Origin of the sequence: Streptomyces sp. NPDC048483, from assembly GCF_040651455.1 — a bacterium.
Taxonomy (GTDB): Bacteria; Actinomycetota; Actinomycetes; order Streptomycetales; family Streptomycetaceae; genus Streptomyces.
Map to the genome: position 1 here is coordinate 78,767 of NZ_JBEZJZ010000013.1, position 26,502 is coordinate 105,268.

At 71.2% G+C, this 26,502-nt stretch carries 28 protein-coding genes; 5 read left to right on the forward strand and 23 right to left on the reverse strand.

Annotation, left to right across the window (positions count from 1 at the left end; translation table 11 throughout):
• Positions 1-24: 24 nt before the first annotated feature.
• Positions 25-903 (reverse strand): polysaccharide deacetylase family protein, encoded by an 879-nt coding sequence (locus tag AB0D04_RS09880; protein ID WP_362701353.1) that lies wholly within the window; start codon positions 901-903, stop codon positions 25-27.
• A gap of 82 nt (positions 904-985) precedes the next feature.
• On the opposite strand from AB0D04_RS09880, the gene AB0D04_RS09885 reads away from it, so the two are divergent.
• Positions 986-2,230, forward strand: a complete 1,245-nt coding sequence (locus AB0D04_RS09885; protein WP_362701355.1) for a class I SAM-dependent methyltransferase — start codon at positions 986-988, stop codon at positions 2,228-2,230.
• 29 nt (positions 2,231-2,259) lie between these two features.
• Here AB0D04_RS09885 and tsaD read toward each other — a convergent pair whose 3' ends face one another.
• From tsaD to tsaB, 3 genes are read right to left on the reverse strand one after another with little or no spacing between them, the layout of a single operon-like run.
• Entirely contained in the window at positions 2,260-3,369 is a 1,110-nt protein-coding gene (gene tsaD / locus AB0D04_RS09890) for a tRNA (adenosine(37)-N6)-threonylcarbamoyltransferase complex transferase subunit TsaD (protein ID WP_362701358.1), read from the reverse strand.
• Positions 3,362-3,865, reverse strand: coding sequence for a ribosomal protein S18-alanine N-acetyltransferase (gene rimI, locus AB0D04_RS09895; protein ID WP_362701453.1), 504 nt, complete (start codon positions 3,863-3,865; stop codon positions 3,362-3,364). Before rimI ends, tsaD begins: the two co-directional genes overlap by 8 nt.
• Positions 3,866-3,879: 14 nt before the next feature.
• Positions 3,880-4,539: a tRNA (adenosine(37)-N6)-threonylcarbamoyltransferase complex dimerization subunit type 1 TsaB gene (gene tsaB / locus AB0D04_RS09900; protein ID WP_362701360.1), complete on the reverse strand. Its 660-nt coding sequence runs from the start codon at positions 4,537-4,539 to the stop codon at positions 3,880-3,882.
• Between the two features lie 111 nt (positions 4,540-4,650).
• On the opposite strand from tsaB, the gene AB0D04_RS09905 reads away from it, so the two are divergent.
• Complete coding sequence (locus tag AB0D04_RS09905; protein WP_362701362.1) at positions 4,651-5,220, forward strand: L,D-transpeptidase; 570 nt, start codon at positions 4,651-4,653, stop codon at positions 5,218-5,220.
• Between the two features lie 72 nt (positions 5,221-5,292).
• On the opposite strand, the gene AB0D04_RS09910 is transcribed toward AB0D04_RS09905, so the two are convergent.
• From AB0D04_RS09910 to AB0D04_RS09950, 9 genes are all read right to left on the reverse strand, one after another.
• Entirely contained in the window at positions 5,293-5,529 is a 237-nt protein-coding gene (locus tag AB0D04_RS09910) for a hypothetical protein (RefSeq protein ID WP_362701365.1), read from the reverse strand.
• A 197-nt stretch (positions 5,530-5,726) separates the two neighbouring features.
• On the reverse strand, positions 5,727-6,275 hold the full coding sequence (gene tsaE, locus AB0D04_RS09915) for a tRNA (adenosine(37)-N6)-threonylcarbamoyltransferase complex ATPase subunit type 1 TsaE (protein ID WP_362701368.1): 549 nt from the start codon (positions 6,273-6,275) through the stop codon (positions 5,727-5,729).
• A 125-nt stretch (positions 6,276-6,400) separates the two neighbouring features.
• Positions 6,401-7,786: an alpha/beta hydrolase gene (locus tag AB0D04_RS09920; RefSeq protein WP_362701371.1), complete on the reverse strand. Its 1,386-nt coding sequence runs from the start codon at positions 7,784-7,786 to the stop codon at positions 6,401-6,403.
• Entirely contained in the window at positions 7,783-8,973 is a 1,191-nt protein-coding gene (gene alr / locus AB0D04_RS09925) for an alanine racemase (protein WP_362701374.1), read from the reverse strand. Before alr ends, AB0D04_RS09920 begins: the two co-directional genes overlap by 4 nt.
• A 70-nt stretch (positions 8,974-9,043) precedes the next feature.
• Positions 9,044-10,120 (reverse strand): L,D-transpeptidase, encoded by a 1,077-nt coding sequence (locus AB0D04_RS09930; protein ID WP_362701376.1) that lies wholly within the window; start codon positions 10,118-10,120, stop codon positions 9,044-9,046.
• Between the two features lie 171 nt (positions 10,121-10,291).
• On the reverse strand, positions 10,292-11,719 hold the full coding sequence (locus AB0D04_RS09935; protein WP_362701378.1) for an NAD(P)H-hydrate dehydratase: 1,428 nt from the start codon (positions 11,717-11,719) through the stop codon (positions 10,292-10,294).
• Positions 11,720-11,796: 77 nt separating this feature from the next.
• Positions 11,797-12,165, reverse strand: a complete 369-nt coding sequence (locus tag AB0D04_RS09940) for a holo-ACP synthase (RefSeq protein ID WP_362701379.1) — start codon at positions 12,163-12,165, stop codon at positions 11,797-11,799.
• A 31-nt stretch (positions 12,166-12,196) separates the two neighbouring features.
• Positions 12,197-14,044: a glutamine--fructose-6-phosphate transaminase (isomerizing) gene (glmS, locus tag AB0D04_RS09945; RefSeq protein WP_362701382.1), complete on the reverse strand. Its 1,848-nt coding sequence runs from the start codon at positions 14,042-14,044 to the stop codon at positions 12,197-12,199.
• A gap of 111 nt (positions 14,045-14,155) precedes the next feature.
• Positions 14,156-14,425: a hypothetical protein gene (locus AB0D04_RS09950; RefSeq protein WP_362701385.1), complete on the reverse strand. Its 270-nt coding sequence runs from the start codon at positions 14,423-14,425 to the stop codon at positions 14,156-14,158.
• Positions 14,426-14,610: 185 nt separating this feature from the next.
• Here AB0D04_RS09950 and coaA point away from each other — a divergent pair, with 185 nt between their 5' ends.
• The gene (gene coaA, locus AB0D04_RS09955; RefSeq protein ID WP_362701387.1) at positions 14,611-15,600 is read left to right on the forward strand and encodes a type I pantothenate kinase; all 990 of its coding nucleotides are present in this window, start codon (positions 14,611-14,613) and stop codon (positions 15,598-15,600) included.
• Between the two features lie 53 nt (positions 15,601-15,653).
• Positions 15,654-16,595 (forward strand): DUF389 domain-containing protein, encoded by a 942-nt coding sequence (locus AB0D04_RS09960; protein ID WP_362701390.1) that lies wholly within the window; start codon positions 15,654-15,656, stop codon positions 16,593-16,595.
• Positions 16,596-16,637: 42 nt separating this feature from the next.
• Here AB0D04_RS09960 and glmM read toward each other — a convergent pair whose 3' ends face one another.
• From glmM to AB0D04_RS09980, 4 genes are all read right to left on the reverse strand, one after another.
• The gene (gene glmM / locus AB0D04_RS09965) at positions 16,638-17,996 is read right to left on the reverse strand and encodes a phosphoglucosamine mutase (protein ID WP_362701392.1); all 1,359 of its coding nucleotides are present in this window, start codon (positions 17,994-17,996) and stop codon (positions 16,638-16,640) included.
• 214 nt (positions 17,997-18,210) lie between these two features.
• On the reverse strand, positions 18,211-18,726 hold the full coding sequence (rpsI, locus tag AB0D04_RS09970; protein ID WP_362701394.1) for a 30S ribosomal protein S9: 516 nt from the start codon (positions 18,724-18,726) through the stop codon (positions 18,211-18,213).
• A 41-nt stretch (positions 18,727-18,767) separates the two neighbouring features.
• Positions 18,768-19,211, reverse strand: coding sequence for a 50S ribosomal protein L13 (gene rplM / locus AB0D04_RS09975; protein WP_362701397.1), 444 nt, complete (start codon positions 19,209-19,211; stop codon positions 18,768-18,770).
• A gap of 256 nt (positions 19,212-19,467) precedes the next feature.
• Positions 19,468-21,102: an ATP-binding cassette domain-containing protein gene (locus AB0D04_RS09980; protein WP_362701399.1), complete on the reverse strand. Its 1,635-nt coding sequence runs from the start codon at positions 21,100-21,102 to the stop codon at positions 19,468-19,470.
• 127 nt (positions 21,103-21,229) lie between these two features.
• Between AB0D04_RS09980 and AB0D04_RS09985 the strand changes: the two genes are divergently transcribed.
• Positions 21,230-22,102, forward strand: a complete 873-nt coding sequence (locus tag AB0D04_RS09985; protein WP_362701402.1) for a hypothetical protein — start codon at positions 21,230-21,232, stop codon at positions 22,100-22,102.
• Positions 22,103-22,147: 45 nt separating this feature from the next.
• On the opposite strand, the gene truA is transcribed toward AB0D04_RS09985, so the two are convergent.
• From truA to rpsM, 6 genes are all read right to left on the reverse strand, one after another.
• Positions 22,148-23,005 (reverse strand): tRNA pseudouridine(38-40) synthase TruA, encoded by an 858-nt coding sequence (gene truA, locus AB0D04_RS09990; RefSeq protein WP_362701404.1) that lies wholly within the window; start codon positions 23,003-23,005, stop codon positions 22,148-22,150.
• 85 nt (positions 23,006-23,090) lie between these two features.
• Positions 23,091-23,555 carry a 50S ribosomal protein L17 gene (gene rplQ, locus AB0D04_RS09995; RefSeq protein ID WP_362701406.1) on the reverse strand — a complete coding sequence of 155 codons (465 nt, stop codon included), beginning with the start codon at positions 23,553-23,555 and terminating at the stop codon, positions 23,091-23,093.
• 163 nt (positions 23,556-23,718) lie between these two features.
• Positions 23,719-24,741, reverse strand: coding sequence for a DNA-directed RNA polymerase subunit alpha (locus tag AB0D04_RS10000; protein WP_003956430.1), 1,023 nt, complete (start codon positions 24,739-24,741; stop codon positions 23,719-23,721).
• A gap of 114 nt (positions 24,742-24,855) precedes the next feature.
• Positions 24,856-25,482: a 30S ribosomal protein S4 gene (rpsD, locus tag AB0D04_RS10005; protein WP_362701409.1), complete on the reverse strand. Its 627-nt coding sequence runs from the start codon at positions 25,480-25,482 to the stop codon at positions 24,856-24,858.
• A gap of 26 nt (positions 25,483-25,508) precedes the next feature.
• Positions 25,509-25,913 carry a 30S ribosomal protein S11 gene (gene rpsK / locus AB0D04_RS10010; RefSeq protein WP_004571845.1) on the reverse strand — a complete coding sequence of 135 codons (405 nt, stop codon included), beginning with the start codon at positions 25,911-25,913 and terminating at the stop codon, positions 25,509-25,511.
• A 97-nt stretch (positions 25,914-26,010) separates the two neighbouring features.
• Positions 26,011-26,391, reverse strand: a complete 381-nt coding sequence (rpsM, locus tag AB0D04_RS10015) for a 30S ribosomal protein S13 (RefSeq protein WP_362701410.1) — start codon at positions 26,389-26,391, stop codon at positions 26,011-26,013.
• Positions 26,392-26,502 lie beyond the last annotated feature (111 nt).

Here is a 26,502-nt window from a genome sequence, read left to right on the forward strand (position 1 = left end):
CCCCCTTCGGTACGGGGCGCCGGGTCATACGTAGTCCCCCAGCCACCCGACGGCGAAGCCATGTTCGCGGGCCGTACGCAGCACCCTGAGGGCCGCCTCCGGCAGCGATGGGTGCCGGTCCCGGCCGGCCTCCGGGCGGGTGAGGATGATGTCGCCGGGGTGCAGCCGGTGGTCCCGGTCGCGGTAGGCGATCCGGTCGGGGAAGGCCACCTCGCTCCACAGCGGTACGGCCTTGACGCCGCAGACGGCCGCCATCCGCAGCGTGACCAGGGAGTACGCGCCGAACGGCGGGCGGAAGAGCCGCGGGTCCTGCCCGGCCGCAGGCTTGCGCATGTCCTGCCGGCCGCAGATCGCCGCGCGCTGCGCCGCGGGCGTCAGCCGGGGCAGCGCGGGGCGCCGCAACAGGGGGAACGCGCTGTAGGGCACGTCGAGTTCGCGCATCATCCGGACGAACTCCGGGTCCTTCGCCTGGGTGTCGTCGACCGTCAGGAACACGACCTTGGCGCGGGTCGGCACCCGGGAGATCACCGCCGGCAGGCCCACGCCGCGACCACGGGAGAGCCGCGGCTCGGTGGTCAGGAACGGCTTGAAGGCCGGCGGCCGCGGCCGGTTGAGCGGCACCCCGGCCAGCCCGTACCGCTTGGCCGCCGCCACCTGGCGCGCATGCTGCCGCTCCAGCATCCGGGCCTGCGAGAGCAGCGCGCCGGCGTCGGGGGCGGCGACGGGCGGGCCGGCCGGCTCGTTGTCCAGCAGATCCTCGCCGCGCACCACACCGCAGCCGGCGGCCAGCAGCCCGAGTACGGAGAGGGCCGCCAGGCCCCGAGCCCTGGCGGCGGCCCCCGGGCCCGCCCCCGTCCCCTCATCCCGTACCCGGCCGAATCGAATAAATCTGACAATCTGCATAATCCGGATCCTGGCAGCGACCCACCCCCTCGCCACGGCGACACAACCCACCACGCCGAAGAGGTCAGCCGACTGGCCCACAATGGGGCAGGTGACCGACCTCGACACCTTCTCCGCGCTGCTCACCCCCGAGGGACAGGAGCTGCTGGCCGCACTGCGGGACCACGATCCGGCCGACGACCTGGCCGCCGCGACCCGGCTGCGCCGCACCCACGCCGCGCCGCTGGTGTCCGCCGCCCTCAGCCAGGCCCGGCTGCGGCAGCGCGCGGCGGCCAAGTTCGGGGACGACGCCCGGCGGATGTACTTCACGCCGAACGGTGTCGAGCAGTCCACCCGCGTCACCGTGGCCACCCACCGCGCCGCCCGCCTCGCCGCGCTCGGCGTCCGTACGCTGGCCGACCTCTGCTCCGGCATCGGCGGCGACGCCCTCGCGCTCGCCCGCGCCGGCATCTCCGTCCTCGCCGTCGACCGCGACCCCCTCGCCTGCGCCGCCGCCCGCGCCAACGCCGAGGCGCTGGGGCTGGCCGAGCTGATCGAGGTGCGCTGCGCGGATGTGACGGAGGTGGACACGGCCGGGTTCGACGCGGTGTTCGTCGACCCGGCGCGGCGGACGAAGGCGCCAACAAGAGGGGCGGCGCACAGCGCCTCCGCCAGGGGCGGTGGTCGGGCGACGGGTGGGCGGATCTTCGACCCCGAGGCCTACTCGCCACCCCTGTCATGGGCCGTCGAGGCCGCCCGCACGGCTCCCCACGCGGCGCTGAAGATCGCCCCCGGCGTGCCGCACGAGGCGCTGCCCGAGGACGCCGAGACGGAGTGGATCTCCGACGGGGGCGATGTGAAGGAGGCGGTGGTGTGGTTCGGCGCCTCCGTCACGCCGGGCGGCCGCCGGGCGACCCTCCTCCCCGGCGGCGCCACCCTGCTCGGCGCCGGCCTGCCCGACCCCGAGCCGGGCCCGGTCGGCCGCTGGCTGTACGAGCCGGACGGCGCCGTCATCCGGGCGCACCTGGTGGCCGATGTCGCCCAGCAGGTCGGCGGCCGCCTGATCGACCCGACGATCGCCTACATCACGGCGGACGAGCTGACCCAGACCCCGTACGCCGCCGCCTACGAGATCACCGACGTCCTCCCCTTCAACGTCAAGAAGCTGCGGGCGCTGCTGCGCGCACGCGGGATCGGCATCGCGGAGATCAAGAAGCGCGGCTCGGCGGTCTCCCCGGAGGAGCTGCGCAAGAAGCTCAAGCTCGAAGGGAAGAACTCCTGCACGATCATCCTCACGCGGGTGGCGGGGAGGCCGAGCATGCTGCTGGGGCGCCCGGTCAGGGCGTAGCGGGACCGCCTCCTGCCCGGAGACCGAACTCAGGAGTAGAGGTTGTTCTTGCTCAGCTCATGAACGTGATCGTGGCTGTGGCCGTGCCCATGGTCCTCCCCCGGCACATGCGGCTCCGTCACCGGCAGCGACGAATCCGCCGACAGCCCCCAGTCCGAAGCGGGCCGGTTACGGGCCACCATCTCCGCGCCCAGCGCCGCCACCATCGCCCCGTTGTCCGTGCACAGCTTGGGACGCGGTACCCGCAGCGTGATCCCCGCCTTCTCGCAGCGCTGTTCGGCCAGCGCCCGCAGCCGGGAGTTGGCCGCGACGCCGCCGCCGATCATCAGGTGGTCGACGCCGTTGTCCTTGCAGGCCCGTACGGCCTTACGGGTGAGCACATCCACCACGGCCTCCTGGAAGGACGCCGAGACATCCGCCACCGGGACGTCCTCGCCGGCCGCCCGCTTGGCCTCGATCCAGCGTGCGACGGCGGTCTTCAGGCCGGAGAAGGAGAAGTCGTAGACGGGGTCGCGGGGGCCGGTCAGGCCGCGCGGGAAGCGGATCGCGTCCGGGTTGCCCTCGCGGGCGTAGCGGTCGATGACCGGGCCGCCCGGGAAGCCGAGGTGCAGCACCCGCGCGATCTTGTCGAACGCCTCGCCCGCCGCGTCGTCGATGGTCGAGCCCAGGGGGCGGACGTCCGAGGTGATGTCGGGGGCGAGAAGGAGGGAGGAATGGCCGCCGGAGACCAGCAGCGCCATCGTGGGTTCCGGCAGCGCGCCGTGTTCCAGCTGGTCGACGCAGATGTGCGAGGCCAGGTGGTTGACGCCGTAGAGCGGCTTGCCGAGGGCGTAGGCGTACGCCTTGGCGGCCGAGACGCCGACCAGCAGGGCGCCCGCGAGGCCGGGACCTGCGGTGACCGCGATGCCGTCGAGGTCGCTCGCCGCGACCCCGGCGTCCTTCAGGGCGCGCTGGATGGTGGGGACCATCGCCTCCAGGTGCGCCCGCGAGGCAACCTCGGGGACGACGCCGCCGAAGCGGGCGTGCTCGTCGACGCTGGAGGCGACCGCGTCGGCCAGCAGCGTGTGGCCGCGGACGATGCCGACTCCGGTCTCGTCGCAGGAGGTCTCGATGCCGAGGACGAGCGGTTCGTCAGCCATGGGTCGGGTTTCCTTGCGTTCCTTGGACGGGGGATGCGGGTGAAGAGGACTCGGTGGTCAGGCGCATGACCAGGGCGTCGACATTGCCGGGCTGGTAGTAGCCGCGGCGGAAGCCGATCGGTTCGAAGCCGAAGCGCTCGTACAGGCGCTGCGCGCGGACGTTGTCGACCCGTACCTCCAGCAGCACCTCGCGGCACTCGAAGGCGGTGGCGGCCGAGAGCAGTTCGGTCAGCAGGCGGGCGCCGAGGCCGGTGCCCCACTGGTCGCGGGCGGTGGCGATGGTCTGGATGTCGCCGGTGGTGTCGATGGCGCACAGGCCGCCGTAGCCGACGAGACGGCCGTCCAGCTCGGCGACGAGATAGCGGCGGGTGGCGGCCGCGCCGCGCGCATGGGCCAGCTCGGACCAGAACATCCCTTCCGACCAGGCGTCCTCGGGGAACAGTTCGCGCTCCAGCGCCAGCACCGGCTCGATGTCCCACCAGCGCATCTCGCGCATGACGGCCACCCCGGTCACTTGGGGGTGACCACCTTGTAGTTGGCCGGGACCTGGGCGTCGGGGCGGCGCAGATACAGCGGCTGCGGGGGCAGGAACTCCTCGCCGGCTGCGAGCTTCTCGGCGGCCAGCGCGGCGAGCGCGGCCGCGGACTGGTGCTCGGGGCCCTCGCGCCGTACGCCGGTGAACACCTCGTCGTAGAGCAGTGCGCCCGCGCCCACGGTGGGGACGTCGGCCACCTGGTCGGCGATGTCGGCGGGGCGGTCGACGGCGGGGTCGGTCAGCCGAGTGCGGGAGTTCGCGTACCGCGCCCAGTAGACCTCCTTGCGGCGGGCGTCCGTCGCCACCACGAAGGGCTCGTCCAGGCCGGCGGCGTACGCAAGGCCGTCCAGCGAGCACAGGCCGTGCACCGGGACTCCCAGGACGGACCCGAAGGTCGCCGCCGTGACCAGCCCGACGCGCAGTCCGGTGTACGGGCCGGGCCCCACGCCGACCACGATGCCGCTGACCGCGTCGAGCTTGCGGCCCGCCTCGGCCAGCACCCGGTCGACGGCGGGCAGCAGCAGCTCACCGTGCCGGCGGGCGTCCACCTGGCGGGACTCGGCGAGGACGCGGGAACCGTCGTGCAGGGCGACGGTGACGGCGGGGGTGGCGGTGTCAAGAGCTAGCAGCAGCACGCCCTAAGCCTACGGCTCGGCCGGAGGGGGCCGGTGCCTCGGCCGGAGGTGCCTGCTGCGGTGCTACCGTCGGCCCATACGTATGCCCGGCGGCGGAAAGGTGGCACAGCGGTGCCCGCTAAGAGCAGCACGATCGTCACCGCTCTCACCGCGGCCGCCCTCGTCGCGGTCGGCTTCCTCGGCTACCAGGCCTCGGCATCCGCCCCGGACCACCTCGCGGCCCGCGGCCAGGAGCAGCACACCAAGAAGCCCGCGCCCCACGCGCCCACGAAGAAGCCGAAGACGCCGGGGCCGGCCGCCGTCCCCGCGGGGTCCGGCACCGGCAAGCGGGTCGTCTACTCCCTCGGCGCCAAGCGGGTCTGGCTGGTCGACGCGCAGGACAAGGCGCTGCGCACGTACCCGGTCGCGCCGAGCACGGTCAGCCCGGCGGCCGGGGCGTACCAGGTCACCCAGCGCTCGGTGAGCCTGATGGGTTCCGACGGCATCGCCATCGAGCATGTGGTGCTGTTCGCCAGGACCAACGGCGTCGTGGTCGGGTTCAGCGCGGCGGTCGACGGCTCCACGCCGAAGCCGGATCCGGGCGCGACGAAGAAGACCGGCGGTATCCGTGAGTCGCGGGCCAACGGCAAGGCGCTGTGGGACTTTGCGCTGTACGGCACCAAGATCGTCGTGGTCGCCTGAGGCCCCTGGGCCCTTACGGCTTCTCCGCCTGCTGACGGCTTCTTACGGCATCGACGGCTTCGCCCCTACGGGCTACGCCGCGTCGCGCCCCTCGGTGGACGCGGGTGCCGCTTCCTTGTCCGGCTCGCTCGCCCGCGTCTCGGCGGTGGCGTCCGGCGGCGTGGAGACGGCGCTGGCCGCGGCGCACGCCGCGAGCAGCTGGTTCATCGTCGGCAGCTGTTCGGGGGCATCGTCCGCGGCGCGCCGGGCCGCCGCGATGGCGGCGCCCGCACGCCCTTCCGGTGTGGGGGAAGGCTGGTGGGCCGACATGGGCGCCTCCCGGGCTCCTGGGGCAAGCGACAGAGGCCAGGCCGCCAACTTAGGCTGACCTAACCGGGACTCTCCTCACCCATGTGACCATGCGCGGTACCGCGGGCGCAACATCTTGCCGACGCCTTGTCGGAAACTACGGTACGGCTGCGCCCGTAAGGGTGGCGGGGCCGCAAGGGAGGGAACGGCCGAGGCCGTCAGAGGGTCTCCAGGCGGTCGAGTCCGGCCGCCGCCCAGCGCGGGCCGAGCCCGGTGACCGTCACCTCGCGTACGTCGTCCGTATCGCCGTGCAGCACGCCCTCGAGGACCGCGTCCGCGCCGCCGGGGGCATCGGCCCCCACGGCCCGGCCGATGACGACATGCAGCCGGTCCTCGGACAGGTCCTCGACCTTGCCGTCGCCCCACTCCACGACCACCACCGACTCCGGCAGCGAGACATCCAGGTCCAGGTCCTCCATCGCGTCGAGGCCGCCGTGGAGGCGGTAGGCGTCGACGTGGACGAGGGCCGGGCCGCCGGACAGCGAGGGGTGCACCCGGGCAATGACGAAGGTGGGCGAGGTCACGGCGCCGCGTACGCCCAGGCCCTCGCCCAGGCCGCGGGTCAGCGTCGTCTTGCCGGCGCCCAGCTCACCGGTGAGCAGCACCAGGTCGCCGGGGCGCAGCAAAGACGACAGTCTGCGGCCCAACTGCTGCATCTGGTCCGGGGACTTGACGGTGACATGGGCGGTCGCGCCGGTGGTGCTCATGCCGAAACCTCGCTTCGCTCGGCCTCGCATTCGCACGGCGCGCACCTCTCAACGACTCGCTCGCTGCGCTCGCTCATGCCGCAAATGGTACGGCCCGGACGCGGGGCGCGGCCCCGCCCGCCGTCTCAGGCCCTGGCGGAGCGCGAGCTGCGGGCCGCCGCGCTGGCCCGTTCCACCAGCGACACCAGCTGGTCGTTGACCAGCTCGGGCCGCTCCAGCATCACCAGGTGCCCGGCGCCGGGGACCTCCAGATGGTCGGCGTGCGGCAGCAGCTCGGCGATGGTGCGGCTGTGGTCGGCGGGGGTGATCAGATCCTTCTCCCCGGCAAGCACCAGCGCCGGCTTTGCGTCGTACGCCACCAGCGCCTCGGTCTTGTCGTGCACCGCGAAGGCCGGATAGAACTCGGCGACCACATCGATCGGGGTCGCCTCGATCAACCGCTCCGCGAACCGCGCGACGCCCGAGTCCACGTCCTCCGGAGTCCCGAACGAATACCGCTTGATCAGCCCCGCGAACAGATCGGCGGTGGCCCGCCGCCCGCGCTCGACGATCTCGCTCTGCGAGCCCAGTGCCTTGAGCAGCCCCGGCGCGACGGCGTGGAAGGCCTTCACACCCATCGACGGCAGCCCGAACGCGACCTCGCTCAGCCGGCCCGCCGAGGTGCCGATCAGCGCCACCCCGACGACCCGCTCCGCGACGTACTCGGGGAACTGGTCGGCCAGCGCCATCACCGTCATCCCGCCCATGGAGTGCCCGACCAGCACGATCGGCCCCTCGGGCACGGCGGCGTCCAGCACCGCCTTCAGGTCCCGGCCCAGCAGGTCGATGGTGACCGGATCCGTGCCGTCGATCTGGCCGTGGCCGCGCGCCGAGCGGCCGTGGCTGCGCTGGTCCCAGTGGACGGTCCGCACGATGCCGCGCAGTGCCGCGCGTTGGAAGTGCCAGGAGTCCTGGCTCAGACAGTAGCCGTGGCTGAAGACGACGGTGGGGGCCACGGCACGGCGGCCCAGCGCCGCCAGCAGCCGTTTACGGATGCCGACCTGCGCGCCGGCCTGGGCGCCCGCCTGGCCGTCGGCCGCGGCGCGGGCACCGCCCTTGGCGCCCTTGCCGTTCCTGGCGGCCTTGGCGCCCTTCCCGCCGTTCGTGCCCTTCCCGCCGTTCGCGCTCTTGCCGCCGTTCGCGCTCTTGCCGCCGTTCCCCGCCGCCCCCGGCGCTTCCCCCGGCTCGTCCACCTCGTAATACAGCTCGGTGCCGTCCTCGCCGATCGCCGCGCCCGGTGTGCCGCGCAGCGTGCCGTACGGCCCCTCTGCGTCCAGTGCCAGCCGGGCCCGCCGCCGCATCCCGCGGCCGACCGTCATCCGCTCTATCGCGACGCCGGCCGCCGCACCCGCCGCGATCACACCGATCGCCGCGCTCGCGATACCGGCGTGCCGCCCGGCCCGCGCCCAGTTGTTGACCGAGTTGGCCGCCGTCTCGACCGCTGTCGCGGCCACCTCCTGGCTGTCGCTCATTGCGCACCCCCCGTACGGGTCGGATCCCCTTCGACACCCGTGTCCACGACATTGGTATCCACATGGACGCGCGGCACCCTCGTCCCGATCCTTGTGACGATTTCGTAGCCGATGGATCCGGCCGCCCTGGCCCAGTCCTCCGCGATCGGCTCGCCGCGGTCGCCCGGACCGAACAGCACCGCCGTATCGCCCGCCTGCGCGCTGTCCCCGCCCAGGTCGACCACGAACTGATCCATCGCGATCCGCCCGGCAACCGTCCGCCACTTTCCGGCCACCAGCACCGGGCCGCTGCCGGAGGCATTGCGGGGGATGCCGTCGGCGTAGCCGAGCGGGACCAGCGCGAGGGTGGTGTCACCGGGCGTCGTGTAGTGGTGGCCGTAGGAGATGCCGTGCCCGCCCGGGGCCCGCTTGACCGAGGCCAGCGACGCCTCGAGGGTCATCGCGGGCCGCAGCCCGAAGTCATGGGGCGTGCCGAGTTCGGCGCTGGGCGAGACGCCGTAGATGCCGATACCGGTACGTACCAGGTCGAAGTGGGACTCGGGGAGAGTGAGCAGCGCCGGGGTGTTGGCGATATGCCGTACCTCGGGGCGCAGCCCGGCCGCTCCGGCGACCGCCAGGGCCTCGTCGAAGGCGGCCATCTGGAGCGGGATGGAAGGGTGTCCGGGCTCGTCGGCGCAGGCGAAGTGCGACCACAGGCCGGTGACCTTGATGACGCCGTCGGCCTCGGCCTTGCGGGCGGCCGCGGTCAGCTCCCGCCAGTCGGCGGGCTGGGAGCCGTTGCGGCCGAGCCCGGTGTCGATCTTGAGCTGAACCCGGGCCGTACGGCCGCACGCCCGCGCCGCCTCGCTCACCTCGTGCAGCGCCCACAGCGCGCTCACCGAGACGTCGATGTCCTGCTCGACGGCCTTGCCCCAGGGGCCGCCCGGCGTCCACAGCCAGCACAGCAGCCGCCCGGTGTCACCGGCCGCACGCAGTGCGAACGCCTCTTCGGGCAGCGCCGTGCCCAGCCAGCTCGCGCCGGCCTGACGGGCGGCGCGGGCACAGGGCACCGCGCCGTGTCCGTACCCGTCGGCCTTGACCACGGCCATCAGCTCTGCCCGGGGTGCGCGGCCTCGCAGCGCGCGCACGTTCGACCGCACGGCGGCGACGTCGATCGTGGCGCGGGCCCGCTTCGCTGTCTCGTTCATCCCCCTCAGTGTCGCAGGCGGGGCCGCGCCACCCCGGGGCACCGGCAGGGAAACGCCCGTCACACGGCCCTCACACGCCGGTCTTACGGCCCCAGACGTGCACGATGTCGTTCTTCTGCAGCATGCCCCACAGCTTCTGCGCGTCCGCCCAGGCAAGGTTGATGCAGCCGTGCGAGCCGGACCCTGCGTAGATGTCGTCGTAGACGCCGTGCAGCGCCTCGCCGCCGTCGAAGAACTGCGCGAACGGCATCGGGGTGTGGTAGAGCGACGAGGTGTGGTTCTTGTTCTTCCAGTAGATGCGGTAGGTGCCGGTACGGGTCTCCATCGCCGGCCGGCCGGAGCGCATCGCCACCGGCTGGAAGAGCACCTCGCCGTCCTGCTGCACCCACACGATCTGCCGGTTCAGATCCACGCACACCACGCGCTCATTACGGTTCGGGCACTGTTCGTCATGGTTCGGGTCCTTCTGGGCCTGCAGCAGCCGCACCAGGGCGCCGGTCACCGGACCCGCGAAGCCGGTCGCGGGCTCGATGCTGTTCTCCTGCTGGAACTCCTGGATCGCCCGGCAGTCCCCGGCCGACTGCTGCCCGTCCGCCTCCAGCTCCAGATAGTCCTCGACCGCCTGCTGGGCGGGGCCGGTCGACCGGCTGCACCGCGGCGCCGCGCTGGGGTCGTGCTGCACCTCGGACCGCGGCACCAGCTCGATGTGGCGGACGGGCCCGGTGGGCCGCTTCGGCTCCGGTCCCTGGGGGAGGTGGCCGGGGGAGGTGCCGTGCGGGATGTTCGGCGGCAGGGCCCGGTCGGGCAGCCGCTGCAGCTCCTGCTGCCGCTGGAAGGGCCGGTGCAGCGGGATACCCGGGACCAGCTCGGGCCCGGCCCCGTCGTGCATACGAGGCTTCGGCTTGGTGCCGGGCATCTGCGGCAGGGGCTGCGCGGCGGCGGCCGCACGGGCCGCCTGCGGCACGGGCTGCAGCCGGGGGGCGGCAAGGCGCGCGACGGACGCCCTTGCACCGCCCGGCGGCACTACGGACTGGAGACCGGCAGAGGCCGGGTGCGCTACGGGGATCGGCCCGGCGACGGCCGCGGGCACTCCGACGAAGGTGAGCAGCGAGGCGCCGATCAGCAGCGCCGGCAGGGTGCGATTCATGCACTCACCCATGCCGTGACCGGGCGGCCGCACCGCCCGTCGCCCCGCAGGTTCGCCCTGGTGGCCCGTGGCGTTCCCCCGTGGGGCGTAATGGCGGGGGGCTGCGGGGCGTGGCGTCAGGCGGGGCCTGCGGGCACGGCGTACCCCACCACGCCGGGCGCGCGAGGGCCCTCAGTCCAGCACGTCGCGCCAGGCCTCCCCCAGGTGGTCGGCGACCTCGGTGGCCAGAATCGGCGCCCCCTGCGGCCCGGCCGCGCGGCGGGCCGCGAGGCCGTGGAGATACGCCCCCACGGACCCCGCGTCGAGCGGCGACAGCCCGCTGGCCAGCAGCGATCCCGTCACCCCCGAGAGCACATCCCCGCTGCCCGCCGTGGCGAGCCAGCTCGTCCCCGTGGGGTTGACCCGTACGGGCCCGTCCGCGTCCGCCACCAGGGTCGTCGACCCCTTGAGCAGCACCGTCGCCCCGTACCGCTCGGCCAGTTCCCGTACGGACCGCAGCCGGGCCGCCTCGATCTCCGCGCGGCCCCGTCCGAGCAGCGCCGCGGCCTCCCCCGCGTGCGGCGTCAGCAGCGTCCCGGCCGTACGGCGCCGCACCCGCTCGGGCGTCAGGAACCGCAGCCCGTCCGCATCCACCAGCACCGGCACATCCGCCGCCAGCACATCCCCCAGCGCCGCCGACTCATCCCCCAGCCCCGGCCCGATCACCCACGACTGCACCCGCCCCGCCCGGTGCGGCGGCCCCGTGTGCACCAGCGTCTCCGGGAACCGCGCCAGCACCGCATCCGCCGCCGGCCCCACGTACCGCACGGCCCCCGCCCCGCCCCGCAACGCACCGGCCACCGCCAGCACCGCCGCCCCCGGATACCGCGCCGACCCGGCGACGACCCCCACCACGCCCCGCCGGTACTTGTCGCTCTCCGCCGCCGGACGCGGCAGCAGCTCCGCCACCTCCGCGTGCTGCAACGCCTCCACCTCGGCGTTCTCCGGCAGTTCCAGCCCGATGTCCACCAGCCGCAGCGCCCCCGCCCGGTCCCGCGCCGGATCGATCAACAGCCCCGGTTTGTACGTCCCGAACGTCACCGTCGCATCGGCGGTGACGGCGTCCCCGGCCACCTCGCCGCTGTCGGCATCGACACCGCTGGGCAGATCGACCGCCACCACGGTCGCCGACCGCCGTACGGCGCCCAGGAGTTGAGCCGCCTCGGTCCGCAATCCGCCCTTGCCTCCGATGCCCACGATCCCGTCCACCACCAGGTCGGCCCACGCCACATCCCGCCGCGCATCGTCCGAGACCCGCCCGCCGGCCGTCCGCAGCGCGGCAAGCCCCCCTGGATGCGCCCGCTCGGGCGACAGCAGTACGGCGACGACCCCGGCGCCCCGCCGCGCCAGCCGGGCGCCGGCATACAGCGCGTCCCCGCCGTTGTCCCCGCTGCCGACCAGCAGCGCCACCCGGGCCCCGTACACCCGCCGCCCCAGCAACTCCCCACAGGCCACGGCCAGTCCGGCCGCCGCCCGCTGCATCAGGGCCCCCTCCGGCAGCCGCGCCATCAACTCCCGCTCGGCGGCCCGTACGGTCTCCACGCTGTAGGCAGTCCTCATGGCGCCCAGTCTCACACCGGAACGCCGGCGGGGGCCCGCCACACGCGAGACCCCGCCGCACCCGAGGGACCTGCCGGCTACCCCTCCGCGATCACCACGGCCGAGGCCACCCCCGCGTCATGACTGAGCGACACATGCCAGGACCGCACGCCGAGCTCGGCCGCCCGCGCGGCAACCGTCCCCTGCACCCGCAGCCGTGGCTGCCCGCTGTCCTCGACGTACACCTCCGCGTCCGTCCAGTGCAGCCCGCCCGGCGCGCCGAGCGCCTTGGCCACCGCCTCCTTGGCCGCGAACCGCGCCGCCAGGGAGGCGGTCCCCCGCCGCTCCCCGCTGGGCAGCATCAACTCCGTCTCGATGAACAGCCGGTGGGCCAGCTCGGGCGTGCGCTCCAGCGCCGCCCCGAACCGGTCGATCTCGGCCACATCGATCCCGACCCCGATAATCACCCGCTCACCCGCTCACCACTCGCGCGCCCGCTCACTCCACCGTCACCGATTTGGCGAGGTTACGCGGCTGGTCGACCTCGTTGCCGCGCGCGGTGGCCAGCTCGCACGCAAAAACCTGCAGCGGCACGGCGGAAACCAGCGGCTGCAGCAATACCGGCGTCTGCGGAATCCGTACGAGGTGATCGGCATACGGCACCACCGCCTCGTCCCCTTCCTCCGCAATCACAATGGTGCGCGCACCCCGGGCCCGGATTTCCTGGATGTTCGACACAATCTTGTCGTGCAGTACGGACCGCCCGCGCGGCGACGGCACGACCACCACCACCGGGAGATCGTCCTCGATCAGCGCAATCGGGCCGTGCTTGAGCTCACCCGCCGCAAAACCCTCCGCATGCATATACGCGAGCTCCTTGAGCTTCAGCGCACCCTCCAGCGCCACCGGATAACCGACATGCCGCCCCAGGAAAAGCACCGTGTTCTTGTCGGCGAGGCCGCGCGCCAGCTCCCGTACCGGCTCCATGGTCCCCAGCACCTGCTGCACCCGGGTCCCCATCGCCGCCAGCTCGCGCACCACATCGCGGATCTCGTCGCCCCACTTGTTCCCCCGCACCTGGGCGAGGTAGAGAGCCACGAGATAACACGCCACCAACTGCGTCAAAAACGCCTTGGTCGACGCCACAGCGACCTCGGGACCGGCATGCGTGTACAGCACGGCATCCGATTCCCGCGGAATAGTCGAACCATTCGTATTGCAGATGGCCAGCACCTTGGCGCCCTGCTCCCGCGCATGCCGCAGCGCCATCAGCGTATCCATCGTCTCGCCCGACTGGCTGATGGCGATCACCAGTGTCCGCCGGTCAAGAATCGGATCGCGGTACCGGAATTCACTCGCCAGTTCCGTCTCGCACGGAATGCGCGTCCAGTGCTCGATGGCGTATTTGGCGATCATTCCCGCGTGATAAGCCGTACCGCACGCCACAATGACGACCTTGTCGGCCTCGCGCAGGACCTCTTCGGGAATCCGCACCTCGTCGAGGGAGAGCACCCCGGAGCCGTCGATCCGCCCCAGCAAGGTGTCGGCCACCGCCTTCGGCTGCTCCGCGATCTCCTTCAGCATGAAGTAGTCGTGGCCGTCCTTCTCGGCCGCCGACACATCCCAGTCGACGTGATACGCCCGGACCGGCGCCGGCGCCCCCTCGAAGTCCGTCACCGTGACCCCGTCCCGGCGCAGTTCCACGACCTGGTCCTGGCCCAGTTCGACGGCCTGCCGGGTATGCGCGATGAACGCCGCGACATCCGAGGCGAGGAATGCCTCGTCCTCCCCGATTCCCACCACCAGCGGCGAGTTACGGCGCGCACCGACCACCAGATCCGGCGCATCCGCATGCACCGCAACCAGCGTGAACGCCCCCTCGAGCCGCCGGCACACCTGCCGCATCGACTCGGGCAGTTCACCGCACGACGAATACGCCTCGGCGAGCAGATGGGCGACGACTTCGGTGTCCGTCTCGGACACCAACTCGTGCCCGCGATCGGCGAGTTCCGCCCGCAGCGCGGCAAAGTTTTCGATGATCCCGTTGTGGACGACGGACACCCGTCCGGCATTGTCCAGATGCGGATGCGCATTCTTGTCCGTCGGGCCGCCGTGGGTGGCCCACCGCGTATGCCCGATCCCCGTCGTCCCCGTAGGCAGCGGCCGGTCCGCCAGCTCCTTCTCCAGGTTGGCCAGCTTCCCCGCCTTCTTGGCCGCCGCCAGCCCCCCGTCGGCCAGCACCGCAATCCCGGCCGAGTCGTATCCGCGGTACTCCAGCCGCTTCAGTCCGGCGAGCACCACGTCAAGGGCGGACTGCCCGCCTACGTAACCCACGATTCCGCACATGGGGGCACCCTACGACGGCCCGCGCACCGGAGCCTCGTTGCCGTCGGCACCGGTCACGGCCGCGCCGCGGTCACCGGGCGGCGTCGTGCCGGACGCCGCCCGGCACGCCTCTCAATACCCCCGCTCCATCTTCTCCAGCGCCTCCCGCACCGTCTCCAGGAATTCCTCGTCCTCGTCCTCGTCCGTACCGGGCCGACTGCCGCGTTCATAGGTCGCCAGAATGTCGGCGAGGTCCTCGCCCAGATCGTCCTCGGGCAGGTCCTCGGCCAGCTCCGCGCGTACCCGGGCGGCGAATTCCGCCGTGGCGAGGTCGTCCGCCGTCAGGCCCTGGCTCTTTCCCTCTGACCGCTGTCGCAGCATTCCCAACAGGCGCGCTCGCACGCCCACCCCCTGTCTCGCCCATATCGTCGTCGTCGCCGACCGTACCGGGCAATATCCGCCGGGTACAGGCACTCAGGGCAACCTCAGGACGAACCGTCCCCAACCCCGCCCCGATACTCCCGTCACGACACCCCCACCCGGCCCCCGGAGCCGGGCCGGGTGACGTGGCTGCGCACAATGGGCGCGTGCCCCTCACGACGGATCCGCAGCAGCGACGCCGCGCCGACAGTTCCCCGTACGTCGATCTGACGCGCGCTCAGTGGAGTGCCCTGCGGGAGAAGACCCCGCTGCCCCTGACAGCCGATGAGGTCGAACGGCTGCGCGGACTGGGCGATGTGATCGACCTCGATGAGGTACGGGATGTCTATCTGCCGCTCTCCCGCCTGCTCAACCTCTACGTCGGTGCGACGAGCAATCTGCGGGGCGCCCTCAACACCTTCCTGGGCGATGCGGGCGGCGGCCAGGGCGCCCAGCCCGGCACCCCGTTCGTCATAGGGGTCGCGGGCAGCGTCGCGGTCGGCAAGTCCACCACCGCGCGCCTGCTGCAGGCGCTGCTGGCCCGCTGGCCCGAGCATCCGCGGGTCGAGCTGGTCACCACCGACGGGTTCCTCTTCCCCAACGCCGAGCTGCACCGGCGCGGGCTGATGTCCCGTAAGGGATTCCCCGAGTCGTACGACCGCCGCGCGCTGACCCGGTTCGTGGCGGATGTGAAGGCGGGGAAGGCAGAGGTCACCGCCCCGGTGTACTCCCACCTCATCTACGACATCGTGCCGGGCGAGCGGCTGACCGTGCACCGGCCCGACATCCTCATCGTCGAGGGCCTCAACGTCCTCCAGCCCGCGCTGCCCGGCAAGGACGGCCGTACCCGCCTCGGTCTCGCCGACTTCTTCGACTTCTCCGTGTACGTGGACGCGCGGACGGAGGACATCGAGACGTGGTACCTGGGCCGCTTCCGCAAACTGCGCCGGACGGCCTTTCAGAACCCGTTCTCGTACTTCCGCAAGTACACCCAGGTCTCGGAGGAGGAGGCGCTGGACTACGCCCGGATGATGTGGCGCACCATCAACAAGCCCAATCTCCAGCAGAATGTCGCTCCGACCCGCGGCCGCGCCAACCTGGTGCTGCGCAAGGGCCCGGACCACAAGGTGCAGCGGCTGTCGCTGCGCAAGCTCTAGGTCACTACCTCCAGGACACGCCCCAGCGACCGGAACCAGGGAGTACGGACACCGTGCTGCATCTCAGACTGATAGTTCCTGCGGACCGTACGGAGGAGGTCCTGCGGCTGCTGGAGTCGACCGTCGGCGCCACCCATCTCGCGGTGCTGACCGGTGCGGCCCGCGATCCGCAGGGCGATGTGGTGCTGTGCGACGTGGCGCGGGAGGCCGGTGACGGGCTGCTGGCCCGACTGCGGGCGCTGGATCTGGACAAGCACGGGTCGATCGCCGTCGAGGACATCGACCTGTCGCTGTCGGTGCGCGCGAACCGGGCGGAGGACGAGGCGCCCGGCGAGGGCGCCGACGCCGTCCTGTGGGAGTCGCTGACCGATGCGACCCACGAGGAGTCCACGCTCTCGGTCACCTATCTGGCGTTTCTGACCCTCGCGACGGTGATCGCGGCGTGCGGTGTGGTGCTGGACAACGCCATCCTGATCGTGGGGGCGATGGCGGTGGGGCCGGAGTTCGGCCCGTTGGCCGGCATCTGTACGGCCCTGGTGCAGCGCGCGCCCCGGCTGGCCTGGCGCTCCATGGTCGCGCTGGTCGTCGGCTTCGCCGTCGCGATGGTGGTGACCGTCGGCTTCAGCTTCTTCATGGACGCGGTGGGGCTGTTCACCGAGCAGAAGGTCGAGGGCGAGCGCCCCAACACGTCCTTCATCTGGCAGCCGGACCTGATGTCCTTCGTGGTGGCCTTCCTGGCCGGTATCGCGGGCACGCTCTCGCTGACCTCGGCGAAATCGGGGGCCCTGGTGGGCGTGGCCATCTCCGTGACGACCGTCCCCGCGGCCGCCAACGCCGCCGCCGCGTTCAGTTACGGCGACTACTCCCAGACCTGGGGGTCGACCGGCCAGCTCCTGCTGAACCTGGCCGGCATCGTGATCGCGGGCACCCTCACCCTGGCGGTCCAGAAGCTCGTCTGGGCCCGGCACGACTCCGGCCCCGCACCGGGCCGGTAACGCCAGGCGGTGCGGGGCCGGAGCCGGGGACGGTGGACGCCACTACCCCAGCGCGGACTTGACCACATCCGCGAGCCGCCCGGCAACCGCCCGCGCCTGCTCGATGTCCGCCGCCTCGACCATCACCCGTACGAGCGGCTCGGTGCCGGACGGACGGAGCAGCACGCGGCCGGTGGCCCCCAGGTCGCGCTCCGCCTCGGTGACCGCGGCGGTCAGCTCGGCCGAGGTGGCGACGCGGGACCTGTCGACGTTGGGGACGTTGATGAGGATCTGCGGCAGGCGCTCCATGACGCCGGCCAGGTCGGCGAGCGAGCGGCCGGTGGCGGCGACCCGGGCCGCCAGCATCAGGCCCGTCAGCGTGCCGTCGCCCGTCGTCGCGTGGTCCAGCACGATGACGTGCCCGGACTGCTCGCCGCCCAGCGCGAAGCCGTTCGCCTTCATCTCCTCCAGGACGTAACGGTCGCCGACCGCGGTCTGGACGAAGGCGATGCCCTCGCGCTCCATGGCCAGCTTGAAGCCCAGGTTGGACATGACGGTGGCGACGACGGTGTTCTTGCGCAGCGTGCCCGCCTCGCGCATGCCGAGCGCGAGGACGGCCAGGATCTGGTCGCCGTCGATCTCGTTGCCGGCGCCGTCCACGGCCAGGCAGCGGTCCGCGTCGCCGTCGTGCGCGACCCCCAGGTCGGCGCCGTGCTCGACGACCGCCTCGCGCAGCAGCCGCAGGTGGGTGGAGCCGCAGCCGTCGTTGATGTTCAGGCCGTCGGGCTCGGTGCCGATGGTGATGACCTCGGCGCCGGCCCGTGCGAACGCCTCGGGCGAGACCCGCGCCGCCGCGCCGTGCGCACCGTCGATGACGATCTTCAGCCCGTCCAGGCGGTTGGGCAGGACGCCGACCAGGTGCGCGACGTAGTTGTCGAAGCCCTCGTCGTAGACGGTGACCCGGCCCACGCCGTCACCCGTCGGCCGCTCCCACGGCTCGCCGGTGCGGTGCGCGCGGTAGGTCTGCTCGATACGGTCCTCCAGCTCGTCGGCGAGCTTGTGCCCGCCGCGGGCGAAGAATTTGATGCCGTTGTCGGGCATCGGGTTGTGGCTGGCGGAGAGCATCACGCCGAGGTCCGCACCGAGCGCGCCGGTCAGGTACGCGACGGCCGGCGTCGGCAGCACCCCCACCCGCAGGACGTCCACACCGGCACTGGCCAGCCCGGCGACGACCGCCGCCTCCAGGAACTCCCCGGATGCCCGTGGATCGCGTCCCACCACTGCCACGGGCCGATGCCCTTCGAAGGTGCCGGCTTCCGCGAGCACATGCGCCGCAGCGACCGACAGCCCGAGCGCGAGCTCCGCCGTCAGGTCCGCATTGGCGACGCCGCGCACACCGTCCGTGCCGAAGAGTCGTCCCACTGGTGTCCTCCGAGTGTCTGAGCTTGGACCAGAGCTTCAAGTCCAGGTATACGTCCCTGATCCCAGGTATACGCCCCGGGCCGCACATATGGACCTGGGGTGTACGCCCCTGGCCGCAGGTACGGGCCTGCGGTCCCGGGATAGCCGAACGCCCCGGCGCACGGAACGTGCCACCGGGGCGTTCGCCAGGAGCTGCAGGGTGCAGCGAGCGTGATTAGCGCTTGCTGTACTGCGGCGCCTTACGGGCCTTCTTGAGACCGGCCTTCTTGCGCTCGACCGCACGGTCGTCACGCTTGAGGAACCCGGCCTTCTTCAGCGGGGCGCGGTTGTTGTCCAGGTCCGCCTCGTTCAGCGCACGGGCGACGCCCAGACGCAGCGCACCGGCCTGGCCGGAGATGCCGCCGCCGGAGATGCGGGCGACGACGTCGTAGCGGTCGTCGAGCTCGAGCACCTTGAAGGGCTCGTTGACTTCCTGCTGGTGCACCTTGTTGGGGAAGTAGCCCTCGAGGGTGCGACCGTTGATCTTCCACTTGCCGGTGCCCGGAACGATCCGGACGCGGGCGATGGCGTTCTTGCGACGGCCCAGGCCGGCGGCCGGCTGCGGGTCGCCGAAGCGGGAGGCGAGGGACTCGGAGGTGTACTCCGACTCCACGACCTCGGTCTCGGTGGTGTATTCCTCGACGGCCGTCTCGTCTTCGATGACGGGGGTCTCGGGAGTGGTCTCGGCCACGATGCTCCTCAGATTCTGTTCGTCTTAGGGGGTGGCCGGACTTACTGCGCGACCTGGGTGATCTCGAACGGGACCGGCTGCTGCGCAGCGTGCGGGTGCTCGGCACCCGCGTAGACCTTCAGCTTCGAGAGCATCTGACGGCCCAGGGTGTTCTTGGGAAGCATGCCCTTGATGGCCTTCTCGACGGCCTTCTCGGGGTTCTTGTCGAGCAGCTCGTCGTAGCGGACCGAGCGCAGACCACCCGGGAAACCCGAGTGGCGGTAGGCCAGCTTCTGGGTCCGCTTGTTGCCGGAGAGGTGCACCTTGTCGGCGTTGATGATGATGACGAAGTCACCGGTGTCAACGTGAGGGGCGTAAACCGGCTTGTGCTTGCCCCGCAGGAGGGACGCGGCCTGAGAGGCCAGACGGCCCAGGACAACGTCCTGCGCGTCAATGATGTGCCACTGGCGCTGGACATCGCCGGGCTTGGGGCTGAACGTACGCACGTCTTAGCCTTCGCTTCTGAAGTGTTGGGTCCTGTACTGGTCACCGGGGCTGACCACACAGCAAGGCGGCACTACGGGTGACGCAACCCGATCGTCCGCTGCCGGTCGTCGGTCCGGTGGACCGGCGTAAGGGCCCCTCACGTGAGATAGAGCAAGCCAATACGCATAACGAACCAGCAGGATACCGAGATGACCCCGGACGGGTCAAAACAGGCCCCGAACCGGCGTACGACCCCAGGTCACCCCGGGGCGCCGACTACCGCTCGCGCGCCACCCTCCGCTCGTCCCACACCGGCTCCGCGGTCTCCCGCACCACCCCGTCCGACCCGAACACCAGGAACCGGTCGAAGGCCTTCGCGAACCACCGGTCGTGCGTCACCGCCACCACCGTCCCCTCGTACGCCTCCAGCCCCTCCTGGAGCGCCTCCGCCGACTCCAGGTCCAGGTTGTCGGTCGGCTCGTCCAGGAGCAGCGCGGTCGTGCCGGACAGCTCCAGCAGCAGGATCTGGAAGCGGGCCTGCTGCCCGCCCGACAGGCGCTCGAAGCGCTGCTCGGCCTGCTGCTCCAGCTCGTAGCGGCGCAGCGCGGACATCGCCTGGCCCTTGTTCTTGGCGTGCTCGGTCCACAGGATGTCGAGCAGGGTGCGGCCCAGCAGCTCAGGGTGGGCGTGGGTCTGGGCGAAGTGGCCGGGGACGACGCGGGCGCCCAGTTTCCAGGTGCCGGTGTGGGCGACGGGGTTGTCGGCGTCGCCCGCCAGCAGCCGCAGGAAGTGGGACTTGCCGGAGCCGTTCGAGCCCAGGACGGCCACCCGCTCGCCGTAGAAGATCTCCAGGGAGAAGGGCCGCATCAGGCCGGTGAGCTCGAGGTTCTCGCAGGTGACCGCCCGGACACCGGTCCGCCCGCCGCGCAGCCGCATCGTGATCTCCTGCTCACGCGGCGGCTCCGGCGGCGGCCCGGCCTCCTCGAACTTGCGCAGCCGGGTCTGCGCCGCGGAGTACCGCGAGGCCAGCTCATGGCTGACGGAGGCCGCCTGCCGCAGCGAGACCACCAGCTTCTTCAGCTGCGCGTGCTTCTCGTCCCAGCGCCGCCGCAGCTCCTCGAAGCGGGCGAAGCGCTCCTTGCGGGCCGCGTGGTACGTACCGAAGCCGCCGCCGTGCACCCAGACATCGGAGCCCGCCGGCCCCGGCTCGACGCTGACGATCTTCTCCGCGGAGCGGGCCAGCAGCTCCCGGTCGTGCGAGACGAACAGCACCGTCTTACGGGTCTCCCGCAGCTGCTCCTCCAGCCACCGCTTGCCCGGCACGTCCAGATAGTTGTCCGGCTCGTCCAGCAGCAGCACCTCGTCGCTGCCACGCAGCAGCGACTCCAGCACCAGCCTCTTCTGCTCGCCCCCGGACAGCGTGCGCACCTGCCGCCACTGGGCCTTCTCGTACGGCATCCCGAGCGCGGCCATCGTGCACATGTCCCACACGGTCTCGGCCTCGTACCCGCGCGCCTCCGCCCAGTCGCTGAGCGCCTGCGCATAGGCCATCTGCGCGGCTTCGTCGTCGTCCTCGGCGGTCATGAGGGCCAGCTCGGCAGCATCCACCGCCCCCGCCGCCTCCCGGATCCGCGGCTGCGCAACGGAAACCAGCAGGTCACGCACCGTACGGTCGTCCCGTACGGACCCCACGAACTGCGGCATCACGCCGAGCCCGCCGGTGACCGTCACCGAGCCGCCGTGCGGCTGCAGCTCCCCCGCGATCAGCCGCAGCAGCGTCGTCTTGCCGGCGCCGTTGGCTCCCACCAGCGCAACCGAGGCGCCCTCCCCCACCCGGAAGGAGACATCCCCCAGCAGGGCCCTCCCGTCCGGCAGGTAGTACTCCAGGTGCCCGGCTTCCAGATGTCCCATGGGCTGGATTGTCACGGCCCGCCGCGAATTACTCCAATCGGTTTACCGACCGGTCCCGCGACCGCTTTACGAAAGGGCCACCGAAGCGCCGCCTGACCGTGTCCCACGGGTCGTTAGGATGCGCGGCATGAGCTTTGGGCAAGGAGGGCCGTTCGACGGCCCCGGGGGATCCGGTACTCCGGACTGGGACGCACTCGCCAGCGAGAGCGAGGCGGCATCGCGTCGTAAACGCTGGATACTGATCGGCGGCGGCGCACTCGCCGCGCTCGCGGTGGCCGGCATCGTCACGGCCGCCGTCGTCAACAGCGGCAGTGAGGGCGGCGGCGGCCACCCGACCGCCCACCCCACCGCATCCGGCCAGGTCGCCGAGCCGGACGACAAGCCGTCCTTCCCCGACGTGTCGGTACCGCCGCCGCCGAACCCGCGGGACTACATCTCCGACCCCAAGAAGGACAAGGCGCCACTCACCCCCGCCACGCTCTTCCCCGACAAGACCATGGTCGTCGGCGAGCACACCTACCCGCGGATGAAGACCGCCACCACCGGCGACTGCACCGCCGCCACCCAGGGCCCGCTCGGCTCCCTGCTGGCCCACAACGGCTGCACCAAGCTGCTGCGCGCCACCTACTCCAAGGGCGGCGTCTCGACCACGGTCGGCATCGCGGTCTTCGCCTCCCCGGCCAAGGCCACCAAGGTGGTAAACCAGTGGAAGAGCGGCAACATCGCCCCGCTCGCCGGCGGCGGCGTCCCGTCCACGTTCTGCCAGGCCACCAGGTGCCGTTCGACGGCCAACGCCACCGGCCGCTACGCCTACTTCACCATCGCCGGCTACAACAACGGCAAGCGGACCGACCCCACCGAGACCAAGGCCAAGCAGATCGGCACGGACGGCGGCTCGTACGCCTTCACGCGGATCACCCAGCGCGGCAAGGACCAGGCCGCAAAGGCCGCCGAGGAACAGCTCGCGGAAGCCCGCCGCAAGGCCCAGCAGCAGTCCTGACCCCCACGGTGGCGCCGCCCCCCAACGGCGCCACCGCCCGTTCGCTCAGCAGCAGCCACCCCCGGGCAGCGACCGCTTGTTCCGCGCCTCCTTGTTACGGGCCATGAGCAGCTCGTCCGCCGGATAGCCGACCTTCTCCAGCGTCAGCCCGTGCGGCCGCACCACATGCACCGCGGAGTCCCGCACCCCCGCCGCCAGCACCTTCCCGGGCCACTCCACCGGCCGGTGCCCGTCCCCCACGAACAGCATCGCCCCGACCAGCGACCGCACCATGTTGTGGCAGAACGCATCGGCCTTCACGGTCGCGGTGATGATCCCGTCCGCCCCCCGCTCCCAGCTCAGCTCCTGCAGCGTACGGATCGTCGTAGCGCCTTCGCGCCGCTTGCAGTACGCCGCGAAGTCGTGCTCGCCCAGCAGCGGCCGCGAGGCGGCGTTCATCGCCTCGACGTCCAACTCCCAGTCGTGCCACAGCACATGGCCGCGCAGCAGCGGATCCACGCCCCCGTGGTGATCGGTCACCCGGTACGCGTACCGCCGCCAGATCGCCGAGAACCGCGCATTGAACCCGTACGGCGCCTCCGTGAGCCGCCACACCCGCACATCCTTCGGCAGCCGCCCGGCCAGCCGCCGCAGCAGCTTCTCCTGGTGCTCGGCCCACAGCTCCGCCGGCAGGTCCACATGCGCCACCTGCCCCCGCGCATGCACCCCGGCGTCGGTCCGGCCCGCGACGGTGAGCTCGTACGTCGTCTCCCCCGACCGCGTCACCGTCCGCAGCGCATCCTCGATCTCCGCCTGGACGGTCCGCTGCCCCCGGGCCTGCTTGGCCCACCCGGAGAACTCCGCGCCGTCGTACGACAGATCCAACCGCACCCGGACGTAACCGGGCTCTACCTCATCGCTCACACCAGCCATCCTCTCAACCCCACGGGGAACGCGAAGCGGGCCCGCCCCCCGAAGGGAACGGACCCGCTCACAGTCAGGCAGAGCCTCAGGCGTCCTTCGACTCCTCGGCCGGAGCCTCGGCAGCAGCCTCGGACTCCTTCACCGCACGCTTGGTGGCGGCCTCGGCCTCACCGGTGGCCTGCTGGGCCACGGTCAGCGCCTCCACCAGCTCGATAACGGCCATGGGCGCGTTGTCGCCACGACGGTTACCGATCTTGGTGATACGGGTGTAACCACCCGGGCGGTTCTCGAACCGCGGGGCGATCTCCGTGAAGAGCGTGTGGACGACGCTCTTGTCCGAGATCAGCTCCATGACCTGACGGCGGTTGTGAAGGTCACCCTTCTTCGCCTTGGTCACCAGACGCTCCGCGTACGGACGCAGACGACGGGCCTTGGCCTCGGTCGTCGTGATGCGACCGTGCTCGAAGAGAGCGGTGGCCAGGTTGCGCAGCATCAGACGCTCGTGTGCAGCGCTGCCGCCCAGACGGGCACCCTTGGCGGGCTTCGGCATTTCTTTCTCCTTGGTATCTGCCCCGGCCGTACCAGGTACCGGGGGCAGGACCCGGTGAGCGGATGCTCACCGGCAACAACCAGCGCCCCGTAAGGGGCGCGGGGAACCGCGCGGCCGACCGAAGCCGGCCCGCAGTCACAATCAGGCCATCAGGCCCGAGCTCTTAGTACTGCTCGGTCTCGACGAAACCGGCATCCGCGTCATCGTCTGCGCCAAAGGCGTCGGCGGCGGCGGTCGGGTCGAAGCCGGGAGGCGAGTCCTTCAGCGCCAGGCCCATACCGGCCAGCTTCGCCTTGACCTCGTCGATCGACTTCGCACCGAAGTTGCGGATGTCGAGCAGGTCGGCCTCGGAGCGGGCAACGAGCTCACCCACGGAGTGGATGCCCTCGCGCTTGAGGCAGTTGTACGAGCGAACGGTGAGCTCGAGCTCCTCGATCGGCAGCGCCAGGTCGGCGGCCAGGGCGGCGTCCGTCGGGGACGGGCCCATGTCGATGCCCTCGGCGTCGATGTTGAGCTCGCGCGCCAGACCGAACAGCTCGACCAGGGTCTTACCGGCCGACGCCATGGCGTCACGCGGACGCATGGCCTGCTTGGTCTCGACGTCGACGATCAGCTTGTCGAAGTCGGTGCGCTGCTCGACACGGGTCGCCTCGACCTTGTACGTGACCTTGAGCACCGGCGAGTAGATGGAGTCGACCGGAATACGGCCGATCTCCTGGCCCACCTGCTTGTTCTGAACGGCGGAGACGTAGCCGCGACCGCGCTCGACGGTCAGCTCCATCTCCAGCTTGCCCTTGCCGTTGAGCGTGGCGAGGACGAGGTCCGGGTTGTGCACCTCGACACCGGCCGGCGGGGCGATGTCGGCGGCGGTCACGAGGCCCGGGCCCTGCTTGCGCAGGTACATCACGACGGGCTCGTCGTGCTCGCTGGACACGACCAGCTGCTTGATGTTGAGGATCAGGTCGGTGACGTCTTCCTTGACGCCCGGCACGGTGGTGAACTCGTGCAGGACACCGTCGATCCGGATGGACGTGACCGCCGCACCGGGGATCGAGGACAGAAGGGTCCGACGCAGGGAGTTGCCGAGGGTGTAGCCGAAGCCCGGCTCCAGCGGCTCGATCACGAACCGGGAGCGGTACTCGTCGACGACCTCTTCGGTCAGAGAGGGACGCTGAGCAATCAGCATGGTGTTCGATCCTTCAGTCGTGGACGCCCGCTATTTGACGCCCGCTGTACTTCAAAGGGTACGGGCGGTACGACGCCAATGGCTCCGTACCGCCCAGACCATTCCGCTCAGCTCTTACTTGGAGTAGAGCTCAACGATCAGCTGCTCCTGCACCTGGGTGTCGATCACCTGGCGCTCGGGCATGCTGTGCACGAGGACGCGCAGCTGCGAGGGGATCGATTCCAGCCAGGCCGGAACGGTCTTCTCGCCGGCCTCGGCCTGCGCCACCTGGAAGGGGGTCAGGTTCCGAGAGCCCTCGCGGACCTCGATGATGTCGTTCGCGGACACACGAGCCGACGGAATGTCGTTCTTGCGGCCGTTCACATTGATGTGTCCGTGACGGACCAGCTGACGGGCGTGGTCGCGGGACTTGGCAAAGCCAGCCCGGTACACCACGTTGTCGAGGCGGGTCTCAAGGATGCGCAGAAGGTTCTCACCGGTCTTGCCGGACTTCTGGTTCGCTTCCTTGTAGTAGTTCACGAACTGCTTCTCAAGGACACCGTAGATACGGCTGCACTTCTGCTTCTCACGAAGCTGGAGCAGGTACTCGCTGTCCTTGGTGCGCCCGCGTCCGTGCTCACCCGGGGGGTAAGGACGAATCTCGATCGGGCACTTTGCGCTTTCACACTTGCTGCCCTTGAGGAACAGCTTCTGCTTCTCCCGACGGCAACGCTTGCAGTCGGCCCCGGTGTAACGCGCCATATTGTCTTGTCTCCTACTTCAGCTGGTCAGACGCGGCGGCGCTTGGGCGGGCGGCATCCGTTGTGCGGGGTGGGGGTGACGTCCTGGATCGAGCCGACCTCGAGGCCGGTGGCCTGGAGGGAGCGGATCGCGGTCTCACGGCCGGAGCCGGGACCCTTGACGAAGACGTCAACCTTGCGCATGCCGTGCTCCTGCGCGCGACGGGCGGCCGACTCAGCGGCCATCTGCGCGGCGAAGGGGGTGGACTTGCGCGAGCCCTTGAAGCCGACATGGCCGGCAGAGGCCCAAGAGATCACGTTGCCCGTGGGGTCCGTGATCGAAACGATCGTGTTGTTGAACGTGCTCTTGATGTGAGCGTGCCCGTGGGCAACGTTCTTCTTCTCCTTGCGGCGCACCTTCTTGGCGCCGGCCGTACGGCCCTTCGGAGGCATTCATTACTCCCGTGGAGGTGGTCGGTCCTACAGCGAAGACCGCTTGGGGGGCTCTGAGGGGTATCCCCCCAGAACACACAGTGCGTCCTGCTGAGGACTACTTCTTGCCCGGCTTCTTCTTGCCGGCGATCGCGCGACGCGGACCCTTGCGGGTACGGGCGTTCGTGCTGGTGCGCTGACCGTGCACCGGCAGACCGCGGCGGTGGCGCAGACCCTGGTAGCAGCCGATCTCGACCTTGCGGCGGATGTCGGCCTGGATCTCGCGACGGAGGTCACCCTCGGTCTTGAGGTTGCTGTCCACGTACTCGCGGATCTTGACCAGGTCTTCCTCGGCCAGGTCGCGAACACGGGTGTCCGGGTTCACGCCGGTGGCGGCGAGGGTCTGCTGCGACAGCGTGCGCCCGATACCGAAGACGTAGGTGAGGGCGACCTCGACGCGCTTTTCGCGCGGGAGATCAACGCCTGCGAGGCGTGCCATTGATGTGGCTCCTGATGGCTATTCGGAGGTCTTCCACAGCACCGTTCCCGTAAGACTCTTGAGCATTACGAGCCGGGTCCCCGGCCTCCGAGCCGGGGGTGTCGTCCCCAC